A 19,550-nucleotide genomic window follows, 5' to 3' on the forward strand; every position below is an offset into this window, starting at 1 on the left:
CTATTCCTCCTTCCCTTCAGCTCTTGGGGCATTTCCCCCGATTATTTCACCCTTGACCCTTTCAGTTATCGCCTCCATAATCTCCCCCTCACTGCCGTCGATACGACGATAATCATAGCCATCCAGCCTTGGGTCAAAGCCGCAAAGAGGGTGATATTTACAATAGGTACACGGTGTAAGCTTATCCTTCTTGTATGGCTTGATATCAATGCTGCCATCCATTATGCTCTCTCCAGTATCCTTAAAAATAAGCTCAATGTATGCCATAAGCAGATTAAAATCCTCACCGCTTTTCAGCATACTCATACTTGAATCATTAAAGGACTTACTTCCCTCCTTGCCCTTATATGCTATTTTCAAAAAGCGGCTCTTGTTATCCGTGTATAAGGTATTGTCTATCTGCTCAGCAATGTCCTTGTCCAAAAGGATCCATCCAGGCATTTTTAATTGCTTATCCAAGGCTTCCTTCAATTTTTCCGGGTCATGGCTGTGATTATTCATGGAAAATACTGGCCGTTTGAGGAAATAATACAACATTCCCGCAGGCAACATTGGGGTATCTCCTTTACTGCCCCGATTCATCAGCTGGTTCACCACCAGCAAATAGGTTAAAAGCTGCAGCTTCAGGCCATAATAAACATCCACCAAATTAATGGCGGCATTACCAGTCTTATAATCGATAATCATGAAATGACTGGCCTGTTCGTTGACATCAATACGGTCAATCTGCCCCTTCAGCTCCAAACGATTATTTTGATGAAGCTGATATACCAAATCCAGGGAATCCTCTGGGCCATTATGCCCTCCGAAGGAGCTTTCAAAAAATTCCGGATGGAACTTGCTCACCTGATCAAATTCCCCCAATCGCTTTAGGGTAAATCGGGCAGTGGATTCCAAGCGGGAAAGCTGGTTCTCCAGCTGTTTGGTAGAATACAGCATACCATTATTAAGCCGTGGCGCCAGCTTATGAATTATTTCATGACATATTTTGTCCCGTTCCTCCCCCTTAATATCACACCAACGGCGTCCCTCTTGTTTCAAGGTTTCACCGTATTCCTTTAAAACTGCATGAAGCAGGGTTCCCAGTTCCGGATTGCTAAAGCGATTAATTTTGCGCTCCTTTAGGTTTAGTCCATACTGGGCAAAAAACTGGAACGGACATCGGTTATATAGCTCAAACTTGGTTACGGAGCCACGGAGTATTCCCTTGACTGTATAAAGCTCCCTGGCAATATCCCGCGGCAATTTTTCCAGACGTGGATTCATAAAAAGTCCCCGACGAACTAAATCCACCAGCCTTCCTGTATCTTCCCCCTGTAAAAGGCAGTTGTATACCTTCTGCCACAATTCCGGCAGTTCCCCCTCATCCCTGAGCTTTCTAAGAGCAACAGCCAAATATGACAAGGACTGGCGCTTATGTGTCAGCATTTTAAGCTGCTGCTCCTCCGTAAAGCTGTTGATCCAATCCAATGGTATGGTCCTTACGCTCCTATCAGGCAACAAGGCCTTTATCTTGCCCACTATCTCTGCACCCATCAGAGCATCATCAGACGGGGATGACAGGGCATAGGATACCCACATATACTCCCTGGCCTGGGTGAAGGCCTTGTATATTAAATAGTTCTCATTAAAGCTGGCTTCCTCCCCCAGAACCGACAATTCGATAATATTTTTTTGATTTATATGCACACGGTCTGCATCGGAAAGAACCGTATTTTCCACAGAACGTCTTGGCATACTTCCTGCATTTGCTCCCAGGATATACACAGCCTTTATATTATCCAGGGCATTTTGGTCAAAGGATGCAATATTGACATAATCCAAGCCAGGAGGAATAAGCGCCATTTCCAGAGAGGAAAAGCCCTCCTCCAAAAGCTGACGCAGTTCACCTATACTCATTTGGGAATCGCCTGTGACCTCCACCAGCTGGTCCAGCAATTCCATAATGTCATTCCACACCTGCTGGTGCTCCCGGGCCACGTCAAGATTACCGCTTTTTTCTGCCTGCTCCGATTTCTCCTGCAAAATTTCGGGCACCTCAATATCCACCAGAAAATGATAGATAGCCTGTATCATATCCCGCGTGTTGACCGCCTGCTTCAGGCCATCCTGAAGAATGCCCAGTGGTTCTGCCACCTGCCGTCGCAACTGGTCTGCTGTGGCTGCCCTCAGCTTTTGCCTGTCGTCAATTCTTTCATCCTCTTCATCAATGGAATAGCGGGAATAAAAATCCCATGGCTCATCCCGTCGCCAAACCTTGCTGCCCTTTAAATTAAACTCAAGACAATAATTCTCCAACAGGTCAATCTGCTGAGCTGTAAGGCGGAAGAAGCCCGCTTTTATGCAACAGAATAAATCGTCATAGCCCCATCCTTCCGTAGCCCCGATTGCAGAACGGATAAGCTCTGCCACCGGATGGTTGGCGCATTGACGTTTTTTATCCCGAAAGAAAGGTATATCATAATCCTTGAACACGAAATTTATAAGATCGCCGTAAGAGTCCTCATCCCTTATGAGAACTCCAATATCGCGCCACTTATATCCCTTGTCCCTTACGAGGCCAATAATATCCGCAGCTGCAGCTTCAACCTCCAGCCTGCAGGTAGCTGCCTCCACTAAAGAAATTTCCCCATCGCCAGCAACTGGCTGGATAATACGCTTGTCAAAGCATGCCTCCAATGCTCTAAGTGCAGGATTGGTATAGCGCTTCGTCTCTGAAAAATGCTGATATTTCACGGGAACATCATATTTCGCTGCCAGCTTTTGCAGGCGATTACAGCTGATATAGGCGCGGTTAAATAGTCCGGAAGCCTCCCTATTGGCCCATTGCCCCTGGGCTGTAGTCATATCATCCATATTGAAGGTAACATGAATTTTGGCACTGTATTGGAACAGTCCCTCCAGCACCTGAAGCTCCAAAGGATTAAAAAACAGGAAGCCATCCAGCCAAATATCCGCCCCAGCCACCATTTTTGACATCGGCAGTCTTTCCACCAGGATACTCATGATGTCCTTACCATCTTTATAGCTGCCTTCCATGGCCTTGTTGTACTCACCATAAAGCAGAGACAGATCTGCCAGCTTATGGCCCAGCCTGCTGTCCTCCATGCTGTGGCCAGCTTCAGCAAGCTGCTCAGGAGTTATGCCATATCCCTTAAATTCATTGATAATTCCACTAAGTACATTGGCGAAGCCCCGCTGGCGTGATGCCCGGCCAAACACCTTCAGCCCATTATAATGCTTATCCAAAATACACTTCAGCAGCAGCTGTCGCCCCATATCTGTGATTCCCTGCTCCAAGCCACCACCGGTTTCCTGCAGCACCTGATAAGCAAAGCGCTTAAAGCCATATACCTGACACCGCATATAGCCACGGCCCTGCTTTTCCATCATTGCCGACAGCTGACGCTCCACTTTATATGTCATGTGCTCCGGCAACAGCAAAATAATAGCAGGCCCCAATGGTCTTTCCACCAGCTCCTTCTTTATCTGCTCCAATACATATACCGTTTTGCCACTGCCAGCTCTACCTGTAATAATCTCCAGCATTTTTCGTCCCCCTTTATCCCCAAGGGATTATCTTTAATATATATAATACATATCATAGCAATGCCTGTAAAATTGCACTGCATAAAAAAAGGACCAGCAAGACTGATCCTGTTTTTACTTTCAGTTTGAAACCGTTCCCTCATATTCAGTTGGCTCTGCCACCCTCATCATGGTACGTCCGCACTTACATTCATCATCAATACGCAACACCGCATGACCAGTACGCAAACGGAAAATCGGCATGGCTTCGTTGGCAAGTGAGGTCAGTACCAGTTCCCCTACACGATGGGGTTCATCAATGACCTTGTCACTGCCAAATTCCACAATTTCAGGATAAAAACAATCCTCCTGTATATGGAAGCCCCTGTCATCCGGACAATGATACATAATACCGGCACAGCCAAATCCCGGTGAATTATACACCGTATTGGTCTTAACATTCATGCGGCGTTCCAAATAGGCACGCATCGGATTATGCAGCGTTTCCTCCAAACATACAATGGAAGGAAGATAAAGGTCCTGGGCATTTTCCCCATCCGCCTGAAGCTTCACAATAAACTGCGTAACCATACGGAAATCGCTGATAAGTACATCCACATGACATCTGGTCATGAGCTCCACAATATTGTCCATATTGCTACCCATAAGCATAACCGACGCCCCTATACCCTCCAGAGCATACTGGACATCCATCAGCCGGCTGTCAGAAGCCTCGCCCAAGATTCCCACCACAGTGGTATCGTTAATGCCATAGGCCACCAGGATCCTGGTCATCATTTCCATCTGACGTGCCACATCTCCACTGGTGTACATCTTAATAAATGTCTCCGCATCTCCCTGTCTGGAAATACGCAAAACACCACTCAGTGGCATGGTAAGCAAATCAAAAACGGATACTTCCTTAAGTACATTTCGCTCCGTAAATGGCAGCTTTTGAATATCTCTCAAAGACTGTATATCATCTGGACACAATCCGGCTTTTTCAAACAGCTGCTGATAAAAGGCACTTTTTTCATGAGCCCACTTCACCCGCTTCTTCAGCGCCTCCAACTGAAATTTCGCCAGTTGTTCCCGTTCCATGGTCTCTATTTTTGGATTTGCAATCATTATAATCTCTCTTTCCCTGTGCCAAAAAACGCAAACATCAGGTAAGTGGCTTCTGATAGAAGAACGGCTGGAAGCTGGTATAGCCCAGCTTGCGGAAGTTCAGAATAGCCTCAGTAGCACCAACAAACAAAATTCCGCCTGGTTTCAATGCCTTGAAGAAGTTGGCATAAAGCTGATCCTTTGCTTCCTCGGTGAAATAAATAACTACATTGCGGCAGAGGATAAGATCAAAGCCACTTTCAAAGTTATCCTTTAAGAGGTTATGGCGTTTGAATTCAATGCAATCCTTAATCTCCTGGGATACCAGATACCTATCCCCAGTATGGGTAAAATACTTTCTCTTACGCTCAGGATCAATGGCCTTCAACTCATTTTCAGTATACTCACCCTTCTTGGCCTTGCCCAGAATTTCAATATCCAGGTCTGAGGCCAAAATACGATGGCGGGTATTTGGGGTCAAGGTCTTCATAATCATGGCCAAGGAATAAGGCTCTGCACCGATAGAGCAGCCTGCACTCCAAATATTCAGCTTGCTGCTTCGCTTCAACAAATCTGGAATAACATCGGTTTCCAGCTTGGCAAACTTATCCGGCGTACGGAAAAACTCAGATACGTTAATGGTAAGATACTCAATAAAAGCTGCAAATTCATCATGGTCCTGAACCACCTTATCAAAGTAGCCCGAATAGGAGTCATAACCATTTCTCTTTGCCAGATTCATAATACGGCGCTGCATCTGTGGTGCCTTGTATAAATCCAGGTCTATCTCAGTTTTTGCCTTTAATTTTCCTTTAAATTCAGTCCAATCCTGTTCTGATGTCATATTTATCCCTCCAAATGATTCTTCGTATTCATTATTTATATATTCCACCTTAAAATCAAAAATCCTTTATTTTTAAAAATAAAGTATTTTATCCCTCCACATAATGACTAAAACTGCCAATCACCAGCTGTGGAAATTCCTTTTTAAGCTCCGATAAGAATTTTCTGGTACCCACAAATGGTTTTTTCTGTTCCGGCATTATATCGAGAAATGCATCAGGATCAATATTAAGATTGCGCACCTGTATCATCTGCACAGGCAGCTCCCTAAAAAATTCCTTCCAGGCCATCAGTTCGTCCTCCCGATCGTTAAAGCCCGGGAAGTACAGCATGTTAAGTGACACATAAATACCATGATCCAAAGCATAGCGTATAGACTCTTTTACATTGTCCAACTTATAATTGCTGCTGTAATAGGCATCATAGCTTTCAGGGATGGCACTGATAATGCTGACACGCATAGTATCCAGTCCAGCATCCACGATCTGCTTTATTCCCTCGGTGTATCCTGCATTGGTATTGATATTTATCTGTCCCTTGCTGGTCTTTTCACGAATCAGCTTAATGCCCGCTGAAATATTAACTGCTGCCAGGGACGGTTCTCCCTCACAGCCCTGACCAAAGCTGATGATACCTTCAGGAGCGTTGTCCAGATGATAAATTCCCAGCTCAGCAATCTGCTCAGCAGTTGGCCGAAACCTTATACGGCTCTGGGGTGAAGGACAGCACTCTGCCGGCTGCAAGGAAATACAGCCAAAGCAGTTGGCATTACATACAGGAGAGGTGGGAATACCGCACTCCCAACGCCTATAAAATATATTTTCCGCCGTACAGCAATGCCATTCCAATGAACAATTAGCCAAATGGTCAATAAGAGGATTGTCTGGCAAATCCTTCTTCACCTGCTTTACCAGACGCTTCAAGTTCTTGGTATTGTAATGCTCTGGATCCCATTTGTGATTTTCATCAGTATAAATAGCCGCCCCGTAGAGCTGATCCTTATATACACACACCGCAGTATAGCCATATAGGGGCAGCCTGCCGGCATCCTCATCCAGCTGAAAGGCCGGCATCATGGTGCGGGTATACCCCGCTGGCAAAATTGCCGATACCGCATTGCCTGTCAATGCCAATACCTCGCCCTCCCGGCTCATGCCAACCGCCTGACGGTCTGGCAAAAACATAAGGTCAGCGCTTTCAGGCAGCGGAATCAAATCCTCAGGAGTCAGAAGTCGTAACTCATCACCCTCACGACCCATGGCCAAAATGCCGGGAGCATCAAAAATTTCTCCGTTTTCATCGGCATAAAGAGCAATAATAGGCTCCTTTTTATTCTTTGCCATCTTCTGCCGCCTCCTTAACGTCATCAACCGGTTTTTCCTTCCAGTTCTTCTTCTCCTTCTTCTGCTTTTTCGGATTGTATTTGTTCATGGCGTTGTCAACGCCCTCAGTTACCATACACTCTATGGCAGGAACAAGATATTTGATAGCCTCCTGAATCTTTGGCACATCCTCCTCCGGAAAATTTGCCAGCACATGATTCACCACAGTCCACCCTGGTAAAGGACGGCCCACGCCGATACGCACCCTGCCAAAATTTTCATCCCCCACATGGGCAATGGTTGACTTAATACCATTGTGACCGCCGGCACTGCCCTTTTTTCGGATGCGGATAGTACCAGCCGGTATATCCATATCATCGTGACACACAATAAGCTCCTGGGGCTCCAGCTTGTACCAGCGCATCAAAGGTCCGATACACTCACCGCTGTTGTTCATATATGTCTGGGGCTTTACCAAAAGCACCTTTTCCGTGCCTATTCTGGCCTCTGCCACCAGTCCCTTCTCCCTTTCCTTCCATGGCTCTGCCCCCAAGGCATCAGCAAGGGCATCCACCATCATCCAGCCCACATTATGGCGGGTCTTGGCATATTCCACTCCTGGATTACCTAATCCAGCGATTATCTTCATGAAACAAAATCTCCTTATATGACAATCAATTTAACGCAAATACATGTAGATTATACATTATTACCGCCCTTTTGGCTAATATCCTTGACTAATAGCGTATAATTATTAATGTAATGGTTACAATTACTAGTGCTATATAAACTGTAAAGTAAATGATTATATGGAGCGTTAGACACACAGCGTAAAGAAACTGTTTCTGGCCTATCCTATATTTTAGCGTAAAAAGTCAATTGTTTGAGCAACGCGAGTTTTGACTTTTTGCGCTATATCAATGGGCAGAAACAGTTTTAGCGAAGTGGCGTGGCGACAGATAATCATTTAACTTTTACTATTCTGGAGGATAATATGCATCAATACTTATTTTATATAGGGGATTTCCCCATAAGAGCCTACGGCATGGTTCTTAGCCTCAGCATTATTTTGGCCACTGGCGTTGGCTATTTTCTCGCCAAACAGGACGGTCGCTACCACAATCATGTAGTGGACCTTGGCATTTACTGTGGTTTAAGCGGACTCTTAGGAGCCAGACTCTGGGACGTGTTCTTTTTTGACTGGGACTATTACAGCCATCACCTTACGGAAATACTGAACGTTTGGCAAGGGGGTATGGCCATTCAGGGTGGTGTTATTCTGGGCGTAATCGTTGGGATTCTGTACTGCCGTCGCCACAATATCGATATATTGGCCATGATGGATATAAGTGCCCCAGCCATTATCTTCGGTCAGGGTCTGGGACGATGTGCCAATCTTTTAAACGGCGATGCCTTTGGTGCACCTACAGGTGGAAGCTTCGGTATTATTTACCCATCCACCACCCTTGCACATCATACCTATGGAAATCAACCCCTGTGGCCTGCTGAAATTTGGGAAGGACAGCTGGATTTCGTTATTTTTGCCATTCTCCTGCTGTTTCGCGCCTATCCCCATGTAAAGGGTCAGGCCTTTTCCCTTTATGTAATGCTGTACTGTATAGCAAGATTTTTCCTGGAATTCCTGCGGGGAGATTATGCCGATCCCGTATTGGGACTCTTTACATCTGCCCAAATGACCAGCGTTACCGGCTTTACAGTTGCCCTCATCTGTTTCATAGTCCTGCAAATCAAGGGACATAAGGATAAAATAACTGACAGCACCCCAAAAAGTGAATCGAAAGTATAACACATATTTACATTTTCTTTACTATAAAAACCATTTATTGTATAATTATGTAGGTAAAATATGTTATGAAAGGGGTATCTTATTTGAGTATAATCGCCCGTCACCTTACAGTTGATATGTACAAATGCAAGAATTCCTGCTTTGAAGACGTACAGGCTTTACAATCTACATTGAAGACTCTGCTGATGGAAAGCAATCTTGATATTCTGTCTTCCACCGGCCAGATTATGTCAGATGACCATATTGCAATTATTTTGCTTTTTGATGAAGGGCACATTACCGTCCACGCCTTCCCGGAGCTTCAATATGTTTCCGCAGATGCTTTTATCTGCGAAGAAAACGCCGCACCGGAGGAGGTTTTCAGCTCCATCAGAAAGCTGTTTAAACCGGAAAAAACCAAAACCACTATACTGAAGCGCGGTGATTTTGGCACCAACACAGACATGAAGCCAAAAACAAAAACCAAGGTTGCTCCGTTACGCCGCATTCACAACACCGGCAGCAAGGTTATCAATATGCTGAAAAGCAAGGACGACAACAAAAAGAATTAATTTGCAAAATTCACATATTTACAAAAAGCTCCTGATACCCCAGGAGCTTTTTTGTTCCCTGTTTTATGTATACATTAAAACATAAGACAAATCACTAAACAAAATTGCCTTTTGAAGGTATAATAGTGATTGTACTTTTTGTTATAGGAGGTTTATATGGAGAAACCACGTCTGGGACATATTCATTTTTTAAATGTATTGCCTATCACCTACAGTCTGACACAATGTGGCTATGGAGAAGGTATTGATATAAAGGGCGGCGTCCCATCTGTTATGAATAACGACCTGATAAACAATCGGCTGGATGCCAGCGAAGTATCCTCCATTGTTTATGCCAAAAATTATGATAAACTGCTTATACTGCCTGATTTATGTGTCCGGGCTGACGGACCTGTGCGAAGTATCATTTTGGTATCAAAAAAGCCAATTACGGAAATCAATCAGGACAGGATTGTGCTCACAGCCCAGTCTGCCACCTCCCATGTTCTGCTGAAGATTATCCTGAACAAGTCCTATGACGCCACCCCGGAATACTGTGTGCGCCACCTAACCCCGGACAATCCTGTTCCCGATGACTGTACAGCCGCCCTTTTCATTGGTGACGATGCTCTTAACGTATATCATCATAAGAACAAGGACAAATTCTACTATTACGATATGGGCGTGGAGTGGAAAAAGCTCACCGGCCGTTGCATGGTATACGCCGTCTGGGCCGTTCATAAGGACTTTGCCCAAAAGAACCCGGAGGCTCTCCAGCTACTCCACGAACGGCTCTACAAGGGGCTTCGTCACGGCTACTCCCACAAAGCTGACGCTATCAATTCCATCCTTGATACCAAGCCATTCACCTTCCAGCAGTTGGACGAATACCTGGAGGTAATCAAGTGGAACCTGACTGAGGAATACCTGGACAATCTCATAGTATTCTATAAATACGCCTACGAAATTGGTCTTATCCCCCGTATGCCGAAGCTGAAGCTGGCTGAGGTGGATTTTTGAAGCATTTCCCCGACAAACTGAATACTAAAAACCCAGTGAAAAGCCTTTTTACTTTACACTGGGTTTTTTCGCTATAGTCGGATATGTTTTTTTCGATTTATAGTCTACCCCTTGGCCCGGCTGCCATAGAACACATACTTATTATTAAACAGGCTAAAATATTTGTGATAAGGCAGCTTAACCTCCAAAGTCCCCATGGCATAAGGGCCAATGGCGTAATTGCCGAAATAAACGATAAAATCGTCCTCTGTCATACCGAACTGGAGAGAGCCATCCTCCATCATCATCTTAACATCCTTTAGAACCTCTTTTTTATCCGGCATACTGGATTTGGGTTCAATCTGACGTTCTGTCTCCTCCACGATGATTTCAGCCAAACCGTCAGTTGTCTTAAAAATGTCATTAAGCTTCAATTCCTTGCCGGTTTTGGAATCGAATACATGGGCCTTGTAATAATATACAGGATGGGCACCGCCCAGATATACAAACTCTCCGCCTACACAGCTAAACACGGCAGAATCTGCCCGCAGGCCTTTATAGCTAAGCTCGTAGCTGCAGAGAGGCCCACTGTTTTCCTTGTACCATTCATGATTCTTGCTCTGCTCATACTGTTCAATGAGATCAGGCTCCCATTGATACATTACGCGGCGCATATAGCTCCAGTTATCTGCTGACAGCTTTTCCAAAGATTCCTGCAGCTTAGGATAATCAAAAACAATGGACTTATCAAGATTAACCTCATAAGTAGAGGCCTCCAGCAAAACCCTGCCATCGTGATTGATCTGGGACCGCTGGATACTGGAACCGTAAGCCAGAGGATGAGTGAATGGGATGCCACCCGGTGTAGTCAAATCACCTGGCTCCACATAAGCCATAGCCACACCAGTATAGCTGTAATCGCCAGTGATTGGTGCCACCAACCCCAGAGCCAGCACTGCACTGCCTGCCGCCAGCACCTTTTTCCACATAAAAATCCCTCCATTTCGAAAAAATATAATGCCCGTTGACCACCTGTCGGGCAGCCATCTTTGCCTACATAATATACGAAACAAAGGGATTTTACCACTTAAAATTTAATTAAAAAGAGCAGGGACAAGTCTTCTATAGCACGGAGTTTGCACCTAAAACTATTGCTCTAGCAGACTTCCCCTGTTCTTTTATTATTTTTAAATTATTTTCGTGGTCCAGCCCTCAATATTCCACACCGAATCAACCCAATCCTCATAGAAATCAGGCTCATGGGAAACCAGCAAAATAGTTCCCTTATACTCCTTAAGGGCCCGCTTCAGCTCCGCCTTGGCATCCACATCCAGATGGTTGGTAGGCTCATCCAGCACCAACAAATTTACCGGCTTCTGCATAATCTTGCACAGGCGTACCTTAGCGGCCTCGCCTCCGGAAAGCACCATCATTTTACTGGTAATATGCTCATTGGTCAGACCACAGGCGGCCAGAGCAGCCCTTACCTCAAACTCTGTCATTCCAGGATATTCCTGCCATATTTCCTCAATGGCGGTATTATCATTACCCTTGGTGGATTCCTGCTCGAAATACCCCGGTGTAACGAATTCCCCCAACTCAATATTACCGGAAATTGGCTTAATCATGCCAAGAAGTGTCTTTAATAGAGTGGTTTTACCAAGTCCGTTTACACCACGAAGGGCCACCTTTTTCCCCCGTTCCAGCTGTAAATCCACCGGATTGGTAAGAGGGGTATCATAGCCCAAAATCAGACGCTTTGCCTCAATTACAAAACGGCTTGGTGTTCTGTCCATCTGGAACTTAAAGTGTGGCTTTGGCTTTTCAGTACGCTTTTCCAGTACCTCCATCTTGTCCAGCTTTTTCTGGCGGGAATTGGCCATACCACGGGTAGCAACTCTGGCCTTGTTTCTCTGAATAAAATCCTTTTCACGGGCAATTTCAGCCTGCTGGCGCTCGTAGGCCGCATCCTCCTGACGACGTTTGATGGCATACATCTCCTGGAACTTCTCATAGCTGCCGGTATAGCGGGTAAGAGTAGCATTTTCCACATGATAGATTACATTTGTAACTGCGTTCAGGAATGGCACATCATGGGATACCAAAATGAAGGCATTTTCATAGCCCTGGAGATAGGTTTTCAGCCACTCAATATGCTCCACATCAAGGTAGTTGGTAGGCTCGTGCAAAATAAGAATATCCGGGCTCTGTAGCAGCAGCTTGGTAAGAAGAACCTTGGTTCGCTGGCCGCCGGAAAGCTCATCCACCATACGGTCAAGGCCAATATCACGAAGGCCCAGTCCCCCAGCCACTTCCTCAATCTTGCTGTCAAGGGTATAGAAGCTATGGGCATCAAGAATTTCCTGAATCTCGCCTGCATCATTCAGCAGCTTATCCATTTCCTCAGGGGATGCCTCTCCCATTTTGTCATAACAGGACTGCATCTCTGCCTCCAGCTTGTACATTTCATCAAAGGCGGTTTTCAGCACATCACGAATGGTCATGCCCGCCTTCAATACTGCATGCTGATCAAGATAACCAGAGGTCACCCGCTTGGCCCATTCCACCTTGCCCTCATCTGGAGTCATCTGCCCCGTAATAATCGACAGGAAGGTGGACTTGCCCTCACCGTTGGCCCCCACCAGGGCAACATGCTCCCCCTTCAGCAGGCGAAAGCTCACATCCTCAAATATAGTTCTTGCCCCAAAGCCATGGGACATTCTTTCCACATTAACGATACTCAAATTCTTGTCTCCTTAATAAACGCATTATTGCAAAGCTGTCTTTTCAAAAAACTCAGGCTCTATCATACCAAATAATCAATATTTTCGCCATAAAAAATCAGCTGTTTTGCTCCTCTTTTCCAATCCATGATAATCTTCTGCGAAGCCCCTCAAACCAGGTACTGGCCGGGTGATTTTCAAAGAACATGAAAATTATAGGAATGATCAGCAGGGTAAAAATAGTGGAGGAAATCAGTCCACCAATAATAACCCAGGCCATACTTACTCTGGTCTCCGCCCCTTCGGACATGGCGAGAGCTGTAGGCATCATACCCACCACCATGGTAATTGTAGTCATCATAATCGGCTTTAGGCGAACCTTGCCCGCCTCCACAATGGCATCATAGGCACTGTAGCCACGACTTTGCAATGTCATGGTATAGTCCAGCAAAAGGGTACCGTTCTTGGCCACCACGCCGTCCATAACCAATATTCCTATCATAGAATAAAGATTCAGTGTGTTATTTGTAAACAGCAAAAAGAGGATGGCACCAATAATTCCCAATGGCAGGGAAAACATTCTGATAAAAGGCGTAATAAGTGACTCGTAAAGCACAGCCAGCAGCATATAAATAAGAACCATAGCCATAATAAGAGCCATAAAAAGCTGCTGGAAGGAATCATCCATTTTATCCGACTGGCCAGTGAATCTGTAGGTTACTCCCTCACCTAAGTCCACGTCCTTCAGAGCCTTTCTCACATCCTGAAGCACATCATTTAATGGGCGTGCTCCCGCATTGGCAAAAATAGTAATGGAACGCTGCTTATTTACCCGGCGAATTCGCACCGGGCCTGTGGCATACTTCATATCAGATACGTCACCAATAAACATGGTTTGTCCATTCACATCAATAGGAATAGATGCCACATCTGAGGCCCTGAATCCATCAGCTCCCTTAAAGCGCACGTTAATATCCGTATCCTGATTATTGTTAAGCGGGTCATTGCTGATATTCCCCGCCTTTCTGCCGGATATAGCAGAGGAAATGGCTTCGTCCACATCCCCCACGGAAACTCCCATGGCCCGAATTTTATCACGGTCCATGGTAAGCCGTAGCTCCGGAGAGCCCTCCACATAGGATGAGGCCACGTCTGTAATGCCCTGAACCTTTGTATTCAGCACATCCTTCACCTTGTTTGCGGCTGCCACCAGCTTTTCATTGTCCATACTGCGAAGCTCAATTCGCACCGCACCGCCACCCCTAAGTCCGCCGCCGGATACTCCTGCCACGGAGGTTTGGGTCTCAGCCACACGGATAGTAGCATCATCAATGCCCATGCTGAAGGCACGCATTTCATCTGCCACCTCCCAAACACTGCGGCTGCGGTCTCCCCGATCCTTCAGCTCCACCCTTATACGGCCTTCGTTGGAGCTGCTGCCGCCGGCATTACCCAGATAGTGCTTCACCTCGGGAATGGTATCCAGCTTTTCCTCTATACGGGTAATTACCTTGTGGGTTTCATCTGCTGTATAGCTTACAGGCATTTCCACAAACATCTGGAAACTGCCCTCATCTGTGCGGGGCATATATTCTGCCCCCACAGCTCCCAATGGTATAAGGGCCACAGAACCAACGAACAGTGCCAACGCCCCTAAAAGCAGCTTTTTCTGATTGGCAAAGCTCTTTTTCAAAAGCTCCTCATATTTGGCAACAGCCCTTTCCTCCAGCCTGTCCATAAAATCCCACAGCTTTGTCTTTGAAGGATTATAGCCCTTACGATAGAATTTGGAAGCCAGCATTGGTGTAAGAGTAAAGGACACAAAGAGAGAAAACATGCCTGCAAATACAATGGTAAGACCAAACTGACGGAAGAACTGCCCCGTCATGCCTGACATAAAGGCGATAGGCAAAAAGGTCACCGCATCACACAATGTGATGGCCACTGCCGCCATGCCGATTTCCATTCGGCCATTTTCTGCAGCCTCATCCGGAGCCTCCCCCATTTTCAAATGGCGGATAATATTTTCCAGTACCACCACGGAATCATCCACCAATATACCGATACACAGTGTCATACCCATAAGGGACATCATGTTAAAGGTAAACCCCGCAGAATACATCACGAAAAATGTGGCTATCAAGGAGGTTGGAATGGCCACCATAACCGCCGCCATGGAACGCCAGCCCCGCAAAAACAGGAACAGCACCAAGCCGGTGGTAATAAGGCCCTCAATGAGAGTGCCCAAGGTATTATTCAAGGAATTTCGCACATAATCCGCATCATTGCTGGTAACAGTAAACTGATAATCGGGATTTTCCTGGCGAATATTTTCCAGCTTTCTTTCAATGTTATCTGCTGTTTCCACCACATTGGCATCGCTGTTTTTGTAGATAAGCATCATTACCGAGGATTCGCCGTTAAATTCTCCATAGCGGTTCACCCTGGCATTCTGGTGGCGAACTGAAGCCACAGCAGTAAGAGGAATCTGAGCCTTACCGGAATTCTGTACAAATATCTTTTCAATATCCGAGGCCTTCTCATACTGTGCCACAGCCCTTACATCGGACTTGTACTTATCAGTATAAATAGTGCCTGATGGCAGCAGCTTGTTTTCCTTCTTGATAGCCGTCACAATATCATTGAGGTTCAGCTTGTAGGCCGCCATCTTGTCCTTATCCACCTCGACGGCCACTTCCTTATCGAGACCACCAAAAACCTCTATTTCAGAAACACCGCCTGCCTGTTGCAGCTCATCGGCAAATACCTTGTCCACCTTGGAATACATATCCGACATGGAATGCTCAGAGGTTACTGCCACCTCTACAATAGGCTCGTCATTGTCGTCACGCTTTATAACCACCGGCTCATCTGCTTCATCCGGCAGATTGTACCTTATGGCCTCCACCTTTTTTGTGGCATCAATAGCCGCGCTGTCCGCATCCGCGTCAAATTCCAGCTCTACAGTTACCCTTGCCCGCTCATATTGGGCAGTGGACTGGATATTTTTTACATTTGAAAGGGAAGACAGAGCCTCCTCCACAGGCTTAACCACCTGCTGCTCAACTGACTCGGCACTGGCCCCCGGATATTTCACCATTACAGTTATATACGGTGTATTTACCGCTGGCAAAAGCTCCACCCCGATACGGATAAAGCTAAACAATCCCAACACAACAAAGAGGCATACAATCATTGATATGCCCACAGGACGCTTAATGGAAAATCTTGTAATATTCATCAATTTCCATCACCTGCTTCATCTGGTGATTCCAAGGTCACCCTGCCCCCATTCTTCAGACGATCAATAGAGGAAACAGCCACTATCTCCCCTTCATTAATACCAGTAAGGATTTCCACCTCATCATCGTTTATAAGGCCAAGGGTGATTTCACGCTCCTCCACTGTCTCCGTATCCGGGTTATACACAAATACTGTGGTTTTGCCGTTCTTGGACAAGAGTGCATCCTTTGGGGCAAATAATGTATCACGACGCTGCAAAATATCCAGAGAGGTTCTGGCAAATAAGCCCGCCTTAATATCCCCCTTGGCTACATCAAGGGAAATACGAACCGAATAGGACTTTGACTCATCGCTCATGGCAGGACTTACATATACAACCTTGCCATTATATGTGGCACCCATGGCATCAATAGTGACGTTCACAGGCATTCCCGTAGTAAGGAGAGCAGCATCATTTTCCGAAAGGGTACAGTCCACATAAAGATGACTGTTATCTACCAATGTAAGCACCTTGCTTCCGGCAGTAAGATAGCTGCCCACCTCTACATTTCGATAACCGATAACACCGCTTCTGGGCGCTCTTATGAACATATCCTCACGCTGCTTCCTCAGTGCATCCACGCTATAGGCGTTTTTGCGGGCGTTATACAGCTTGGAGCGGACACTAGCAGGAGAGCTGCCATTGTTCTGATCCATAAGGGCATCGTATTCAGCCTTGGAGGTAACATAGGTATTTTTAGCAGTTTCCAGTCGTTCCAGGGATATAGCACCTATAGTGTAAAGGTATTGCTGTCGCTCATAACGACTTTTTTCTATTTCGTAGGCCGCACCGGCTCTGGCAAGATTGGCATTATAGGAGGCCTCCTCCGTTTCGGTGTCAGCCAGGGCAGCCTCTGTAGCCGCCTCCCCCTGCATAATGGCAATATCCAAATCCCCGGTGTCCTGAACCAAAAGAATATCCCCTTCGGCCACCTGGTCACCCAGCTGAACATTTACTGACTTCACATGACCGTTATATTTTGGAGCCAACACAATGGTGGCATCAGCCGTGGTATGACCGGACAGCACAATATGACGCTTCATATCGGCCCGCTTCACCTGATATGTGGCAATCTTAGGCAAAGCAAGCTCTGGTCTTTTATTATCATTACTGCCCTTCACAAACAAAAAATATCCCAGTATTAAAACCAGCAGCAAACACACAGCTCCTGCCATCCGAAACTTTTTATCCTTCTTTAGTTTTGACCAATCGTGGCGCATTACTTACCTCCACACCAACAATATATTTAAATTTTTAATTTTTCAGAGAAATTTTAGTATATCTGCGTTATAATTAACCTATACACTACATTTTAGTCTACAAATGTTTTTTTGACTATTATTTTATTTTGAAAGGTGGTTTTATTAATGTTTTCAGTTGAATTTAAGCCAGGCATTTATTGGGTTGGCTCCATGGACTATTCCATGCGCAGCTTCCACGGCTACAGTACTGACCGTGGTTCTACCTATAACGCCTATCTCATTATTGACGACAAGATTACCCTTATTGATACCGTAAAGGCACCATTCTGTATGGAAATGTTTGGCCGCCTCAGAACTATTATTGACCCGGCCAAGATTGATTATATCGTTTCAAATCATGTTGAACCAGACCATTCCGGCGGTATTCCATTTATGATGCAGCATTGCCCTAATGCCAAGATTGTTACCAGCGACCCTAACGGACTGAAGGGATTGACCGGCCGCTATGGTGAACGTGATTATATTGCTGTAAAAGCCGGTGATACCTTGTCCTTAGGCAAGCGTACCCTCACCTTCGTACCAACACCTATGCTTCACTGGCCAGACAGTATGGTTACCTACTGCCCGGAGGAGGAGCTTTTATTCGCCAATGATGCTTTTGGCCAGCATTTGGCTACTACTGCCCGTTTTGAGGACGAAACCGACCTGCATGAGGTTATGCACCAGGCCAAGAAATATTATGCCAACATTCTCATGCCATTTGGTGCCCAGGCTACCAAGGCTATTTCTGCACTGGAAGGCCTTAAAATCAGCATGATTGCCACTGGTCACGGCGTATCCTGGAGAAAGCATATTCCTGAAATTATTCAGGCCTACAAGGATTGGAGCTCCTTTAAAAAAACCGACAAGGCTGTTGTGGTCTTTGATACCATGTGGCACACCACGGAAATCATGGCCAAGAACGTGGCTGATGCCTTTAACAAGGCCGGCATAGAGCCAAAGCTCTTTGACCTCAGATGTGACCATATTTCCGATGTTATGACGGAGCTTCTTGACGCCAAATATATTGCCGTTGGCTCCCCTACCATAAACAATCAGATGATGCCGTCCATCGCCGGCTTCTTCTGCTACATGAAGGGCCTGGCTCCAAAGGGATTGAAGGGCTTTGCCTTTGGCTCCTACGGCTGGGGCGGCCAGAGTATACCACAGGTTGAGGAAGCCCTCAAGGACTGCAAGGTGGAAATCGTCCTTGACCAGCAGAAGATTCAGAACACCCCTAACCCAGCCTTCCTGAAGGGTCTGCAGGAAAATGTAGTTAATTTGGTGGAAAAAGAAAAATAAGAAACTCGATTATATTATTAACCAAAAACACCTCCCCTGTATACATAATAGGTGTATACAAGGGAGGTGTTTTGTATGCTTACTGCAAAGGTTTGTGAAATAATAGTTTACATCTTATCTTTCTATTGGTACCACTCGCAAGGTTTTCCCCAAAGGTGCCAATACTTTTAACACTGTAGATAGTGTAGAATTTGCACTCCCCCGTTCCATTCGGGCAATAACCGGTTGCTTTACACCGCTCAATTCCTCCAGGTGCTTCTGAGTAATTCCTTTCTCATTACGAGCTGCTATAATTTCGGAGATAAGTGCAACCCTCAAATCACTTTCAGAAATTTCTTCAGAAGTAAAATATTGTTTCTCCAAAGCTTCCCATTCATCAACATATTTCTCATCAGTACCATGCCGTTTCCTATAATCAACCAGCTTGGTTTTCGCATCATTCACCGCGTCTTTATATTGCTTATTCATTACGACCAATCCTCCCGACGTAGTTTTTCAACATATTTCTTGCTCTTTCTATTTCTCGTTTTGGTGTCTTTTGCGACTTCTTAACAAAATGATTCAGTATCAGAAAAGTTTGCCCTGTCCACAAGGCAAACATGAACCTGTCATCTAGTGGGCGCAACTCCCATATATCTCCATCAACATGCTTCACAAAGGGTTTTCCTGCTCTAGTTCCATTAGCACGCAATACTTTCATATAATCGTTTATCTTATTTGCTTTTATACGATTATGTTTATCCTGCTTAGAAATAATAGAGCGAATATACTCTCTTGTTTCTGATATACCGTTCTCATCCTCATAAAAACGTATGTTATACAATGTGTATACTCCCTTCTTACAAAATTATAACTTATAAGTTAT

Annotated in this window: 15 protein-coding genes; 4 read left to right on the forward strand and 11 right to left on the reverse strand. The window is 45.5% G+C overall.

Annotation, left to right across the window (positions count from 1 at the left end; all coding sequences use genetic code 11):
- The 5 genes from addB to pth all read right to left on the reverse strand — a co-directional run bounded on the left by addB (position 1) and on the right by pth (position 7,449).
- On the reverse strand, positions 1–3,549 hold the full coding sequence (gene addB / locus ACKI5G_RS00400) for a helicase-exonuclease AddAB subunit AddB (protein ID WP_407396568.1): 3,549 nt from the start codon (positions 3,547–3,549) through the stop codon (positions 1–3).
- Positions 3,550–3,669: 120 nt separating this feature from the next.
- Positions 3,670–4,656, reverse strand: a complete 987-nt coding sequence (locus ACKI5G_RS00405; RefSeq protein ID WP_407396570.1) for a phenylacetate--CoA ligase family protein — start codon at positions 4,654–4,656, stop codon at positions 3,670–3,672.
- A 37-nt stretch (positions 4,657–4,693) separates the two neighbouring features.
- Positions 4,694–5,479, reverse strand: a complete 786-nt coding sequence (locus ACKI5G_RS00410; protein ID WP_407396572.1) for a CheR family methyltransferase — start codon at positions 5,477–5,479, stop codon at positions 4,694–4,696.
- 88 nt (positions 5,480–5,567) lie between these two features.
- Positions 5,568–6,821, reverse strand: coding sequence for a radical SAM protein (locus ACKI5G_RS00415; protein WP_407396574.1), 1,254 nt, complete (start codon positions 6,819–6,821; stop codon positions 5,568–5,570).
- Positions 6,808–7,449: an aminoacyl-tRNA hydrolase gene (gene pth, locus ACKI5G_RS00420; RefSeq protein WP_407396576.1), complete on the reverse strand. Its 642-nt coding sequence runs from the start codon at positions 7,447–7,449 to the stop codon at positions 6,808–6,810. Before pth ends, ACKI5G_RS00415 begins: the two co-directional genes overlap by 14 nt.
- 345 nt (positions 7,450–7,794) lie before the next feature.
- On the opposite strand from pth, the gene lgt reads away from it, so the two are divergent.
- The 3 genes from lgt to ACKI5G_RS00435 all read left to right on the forward strand — a co-directional run bounded on the left by lgt (position 7,795) and on the right by ACKI5G_RS00435 (position 10,157).
- The gene (gene lgt, locus ACKI5G_RS00425) at positions 7,795–8,607 is read left to right on the forward strand and encodes a prolipoprotein diacylglyceryl transferase (protein ID WP_407396578.1); all 813 of its coding nucleotides are present in this window, start codon (positions 7,795–7,797) and stop codon (positions 8,605–8,607) included.
- An 83-nt stretch (positions 8,608–8,690) separates the two neighbouring features.
- A complete protein-coding gene (speD, locus tag ACKI5G_RS00430) occupies positions 8,691–9,158 on the forward strand; it encodes an adenosylmethionine decarboxylase (protein WP_407396580.1) in 468 nt (155 codons plus the stop codon).
- 156 nt (positions 9,159–9,314) lie between these two features.
- A complete protein-coding gene (locus ACKI5G_RS00435) occupies positions 9,315–10,157 on the forward strand; it encodes a menaquinone biosynthetic enzyme MqnA/MqnD family protein (protein WP_407396582.1) in 843 nt (280 codons plus the stop codon).
- 104 nt (positions 10,158–10,261) lie between these two features.
- Here the strand turns inward: ACKI5G_RS00435 and ACKI5G_RS00440 are convergent, their stop codons facing one another.
- From ACKI5G_RS00440 to ACKI5G_RS00455, 4 genes are all read right to left on the reverse strand, one after another.
- Positions 10,262–11,125, reverse strand: a complete 864-nt coding sequence (locus ACKI5G_RS00440) for an RsiV family protein (RefSeq protein ID WP_407396584.1) — start codon at positions 11,123–11,125, stop codon at positions 10,262–10,264.
- Positions 11,126–11,323: 198 nt separating this feature from the next.
- On the reverse strand, positions 11,324–12,880 hold the full coding sequence (locus tag ACKI5G_RS00445) for an ABC-F family ATP-binding cassette domain-containing protein (protein WP_407396586.1): 1,557 nt from the start codon (positions 12,878–12,880) through the stop codon (positions 11,324–11,326).
- 97 nt (positions 12,881–12,977) lie between these two features.
- Positions 12,978–16,100, reverse strand: a complete 3,123-nt coding sequence (locus ACKI5G_RS00450) for an efflux RND transporter permease subunit (RefSeq protein ID WP_407396588.1) — start codon at positions 16,098–16,100, stop codon at positions 12,978–12,980.
- Complete coding sequence (locus ACKI5G_RS00455) at positions 16,100–17,305, reverse strand: efflux RND transporter periplasmic adaptor subunit (protein ID WP_407396598.1); 1,206 nt, start codon at positions 17,303–17,305, stop codon at positions 16,100–16,102. Before ACKI5G_RS00455 ends, ACKI5G_RS00450 begins: the two co-directional genes overlap by 1 nt.
- Before the next feature lie 204 nt (positions 17,306–17,509).
- Between ACKI5G_RS00455 and ACKI5G_RS00460 the strand changes: the two genes are divergently transcribed.
- Positions 17,510–18,685, forward strand: a complete 1,176-nt coding sequence (locus ACKI5G_RS00460) for an FprA family A-type flavoprotein (protein WP_407396590.1) — start codon at positions 17,510–17,512, stop codon at positions 18,683–18,685.
- A gap of 114 nt (positions 18,686–18,799) precedes the next feature.
- Here ACKI5G_RS00460 and ACKI5G_RS00465 read toward each other — a convergent pair whose 3' ends face one another.
- Positions 18,800–19,153, reverse strand: a complete 354-nt coding sequence (locus tag ACKI5G_RS00465) for a helix-turn-helix domain-containing protein (protein ID WP_407396592.1) — start codon at positions 19,151–19,153, stop codon at positions 18,800–18,802.
- Complete coding sequence (locus ACKI5G_RS00470) at positions 19,146–19,508, reverse strand: type II toxin-antitoxin system RelE/ParE family toxin (protein WP_027398047.1); 363 nt, start codon at positions 19,506–19,508, stop codon at positions 19,146–19,148. The genes ACKI5G_RS00465 and ACKI5G_RS00470 overlap by 8 nt, the downstream gene beginning before the upstream one ends.
- Positions 19,509–19,550: the final 42 nt, after the last annotated feature.

It is taken from the genome of Anaerovibrio sp., from assembly GCF_045637405.1.
In the GTDB taxonomy this organism is placed as follows: Bacteria; Bacillota; Negativicutes; order Selenomonadales; family Selenomonadaceae; genus Anaerovibrio.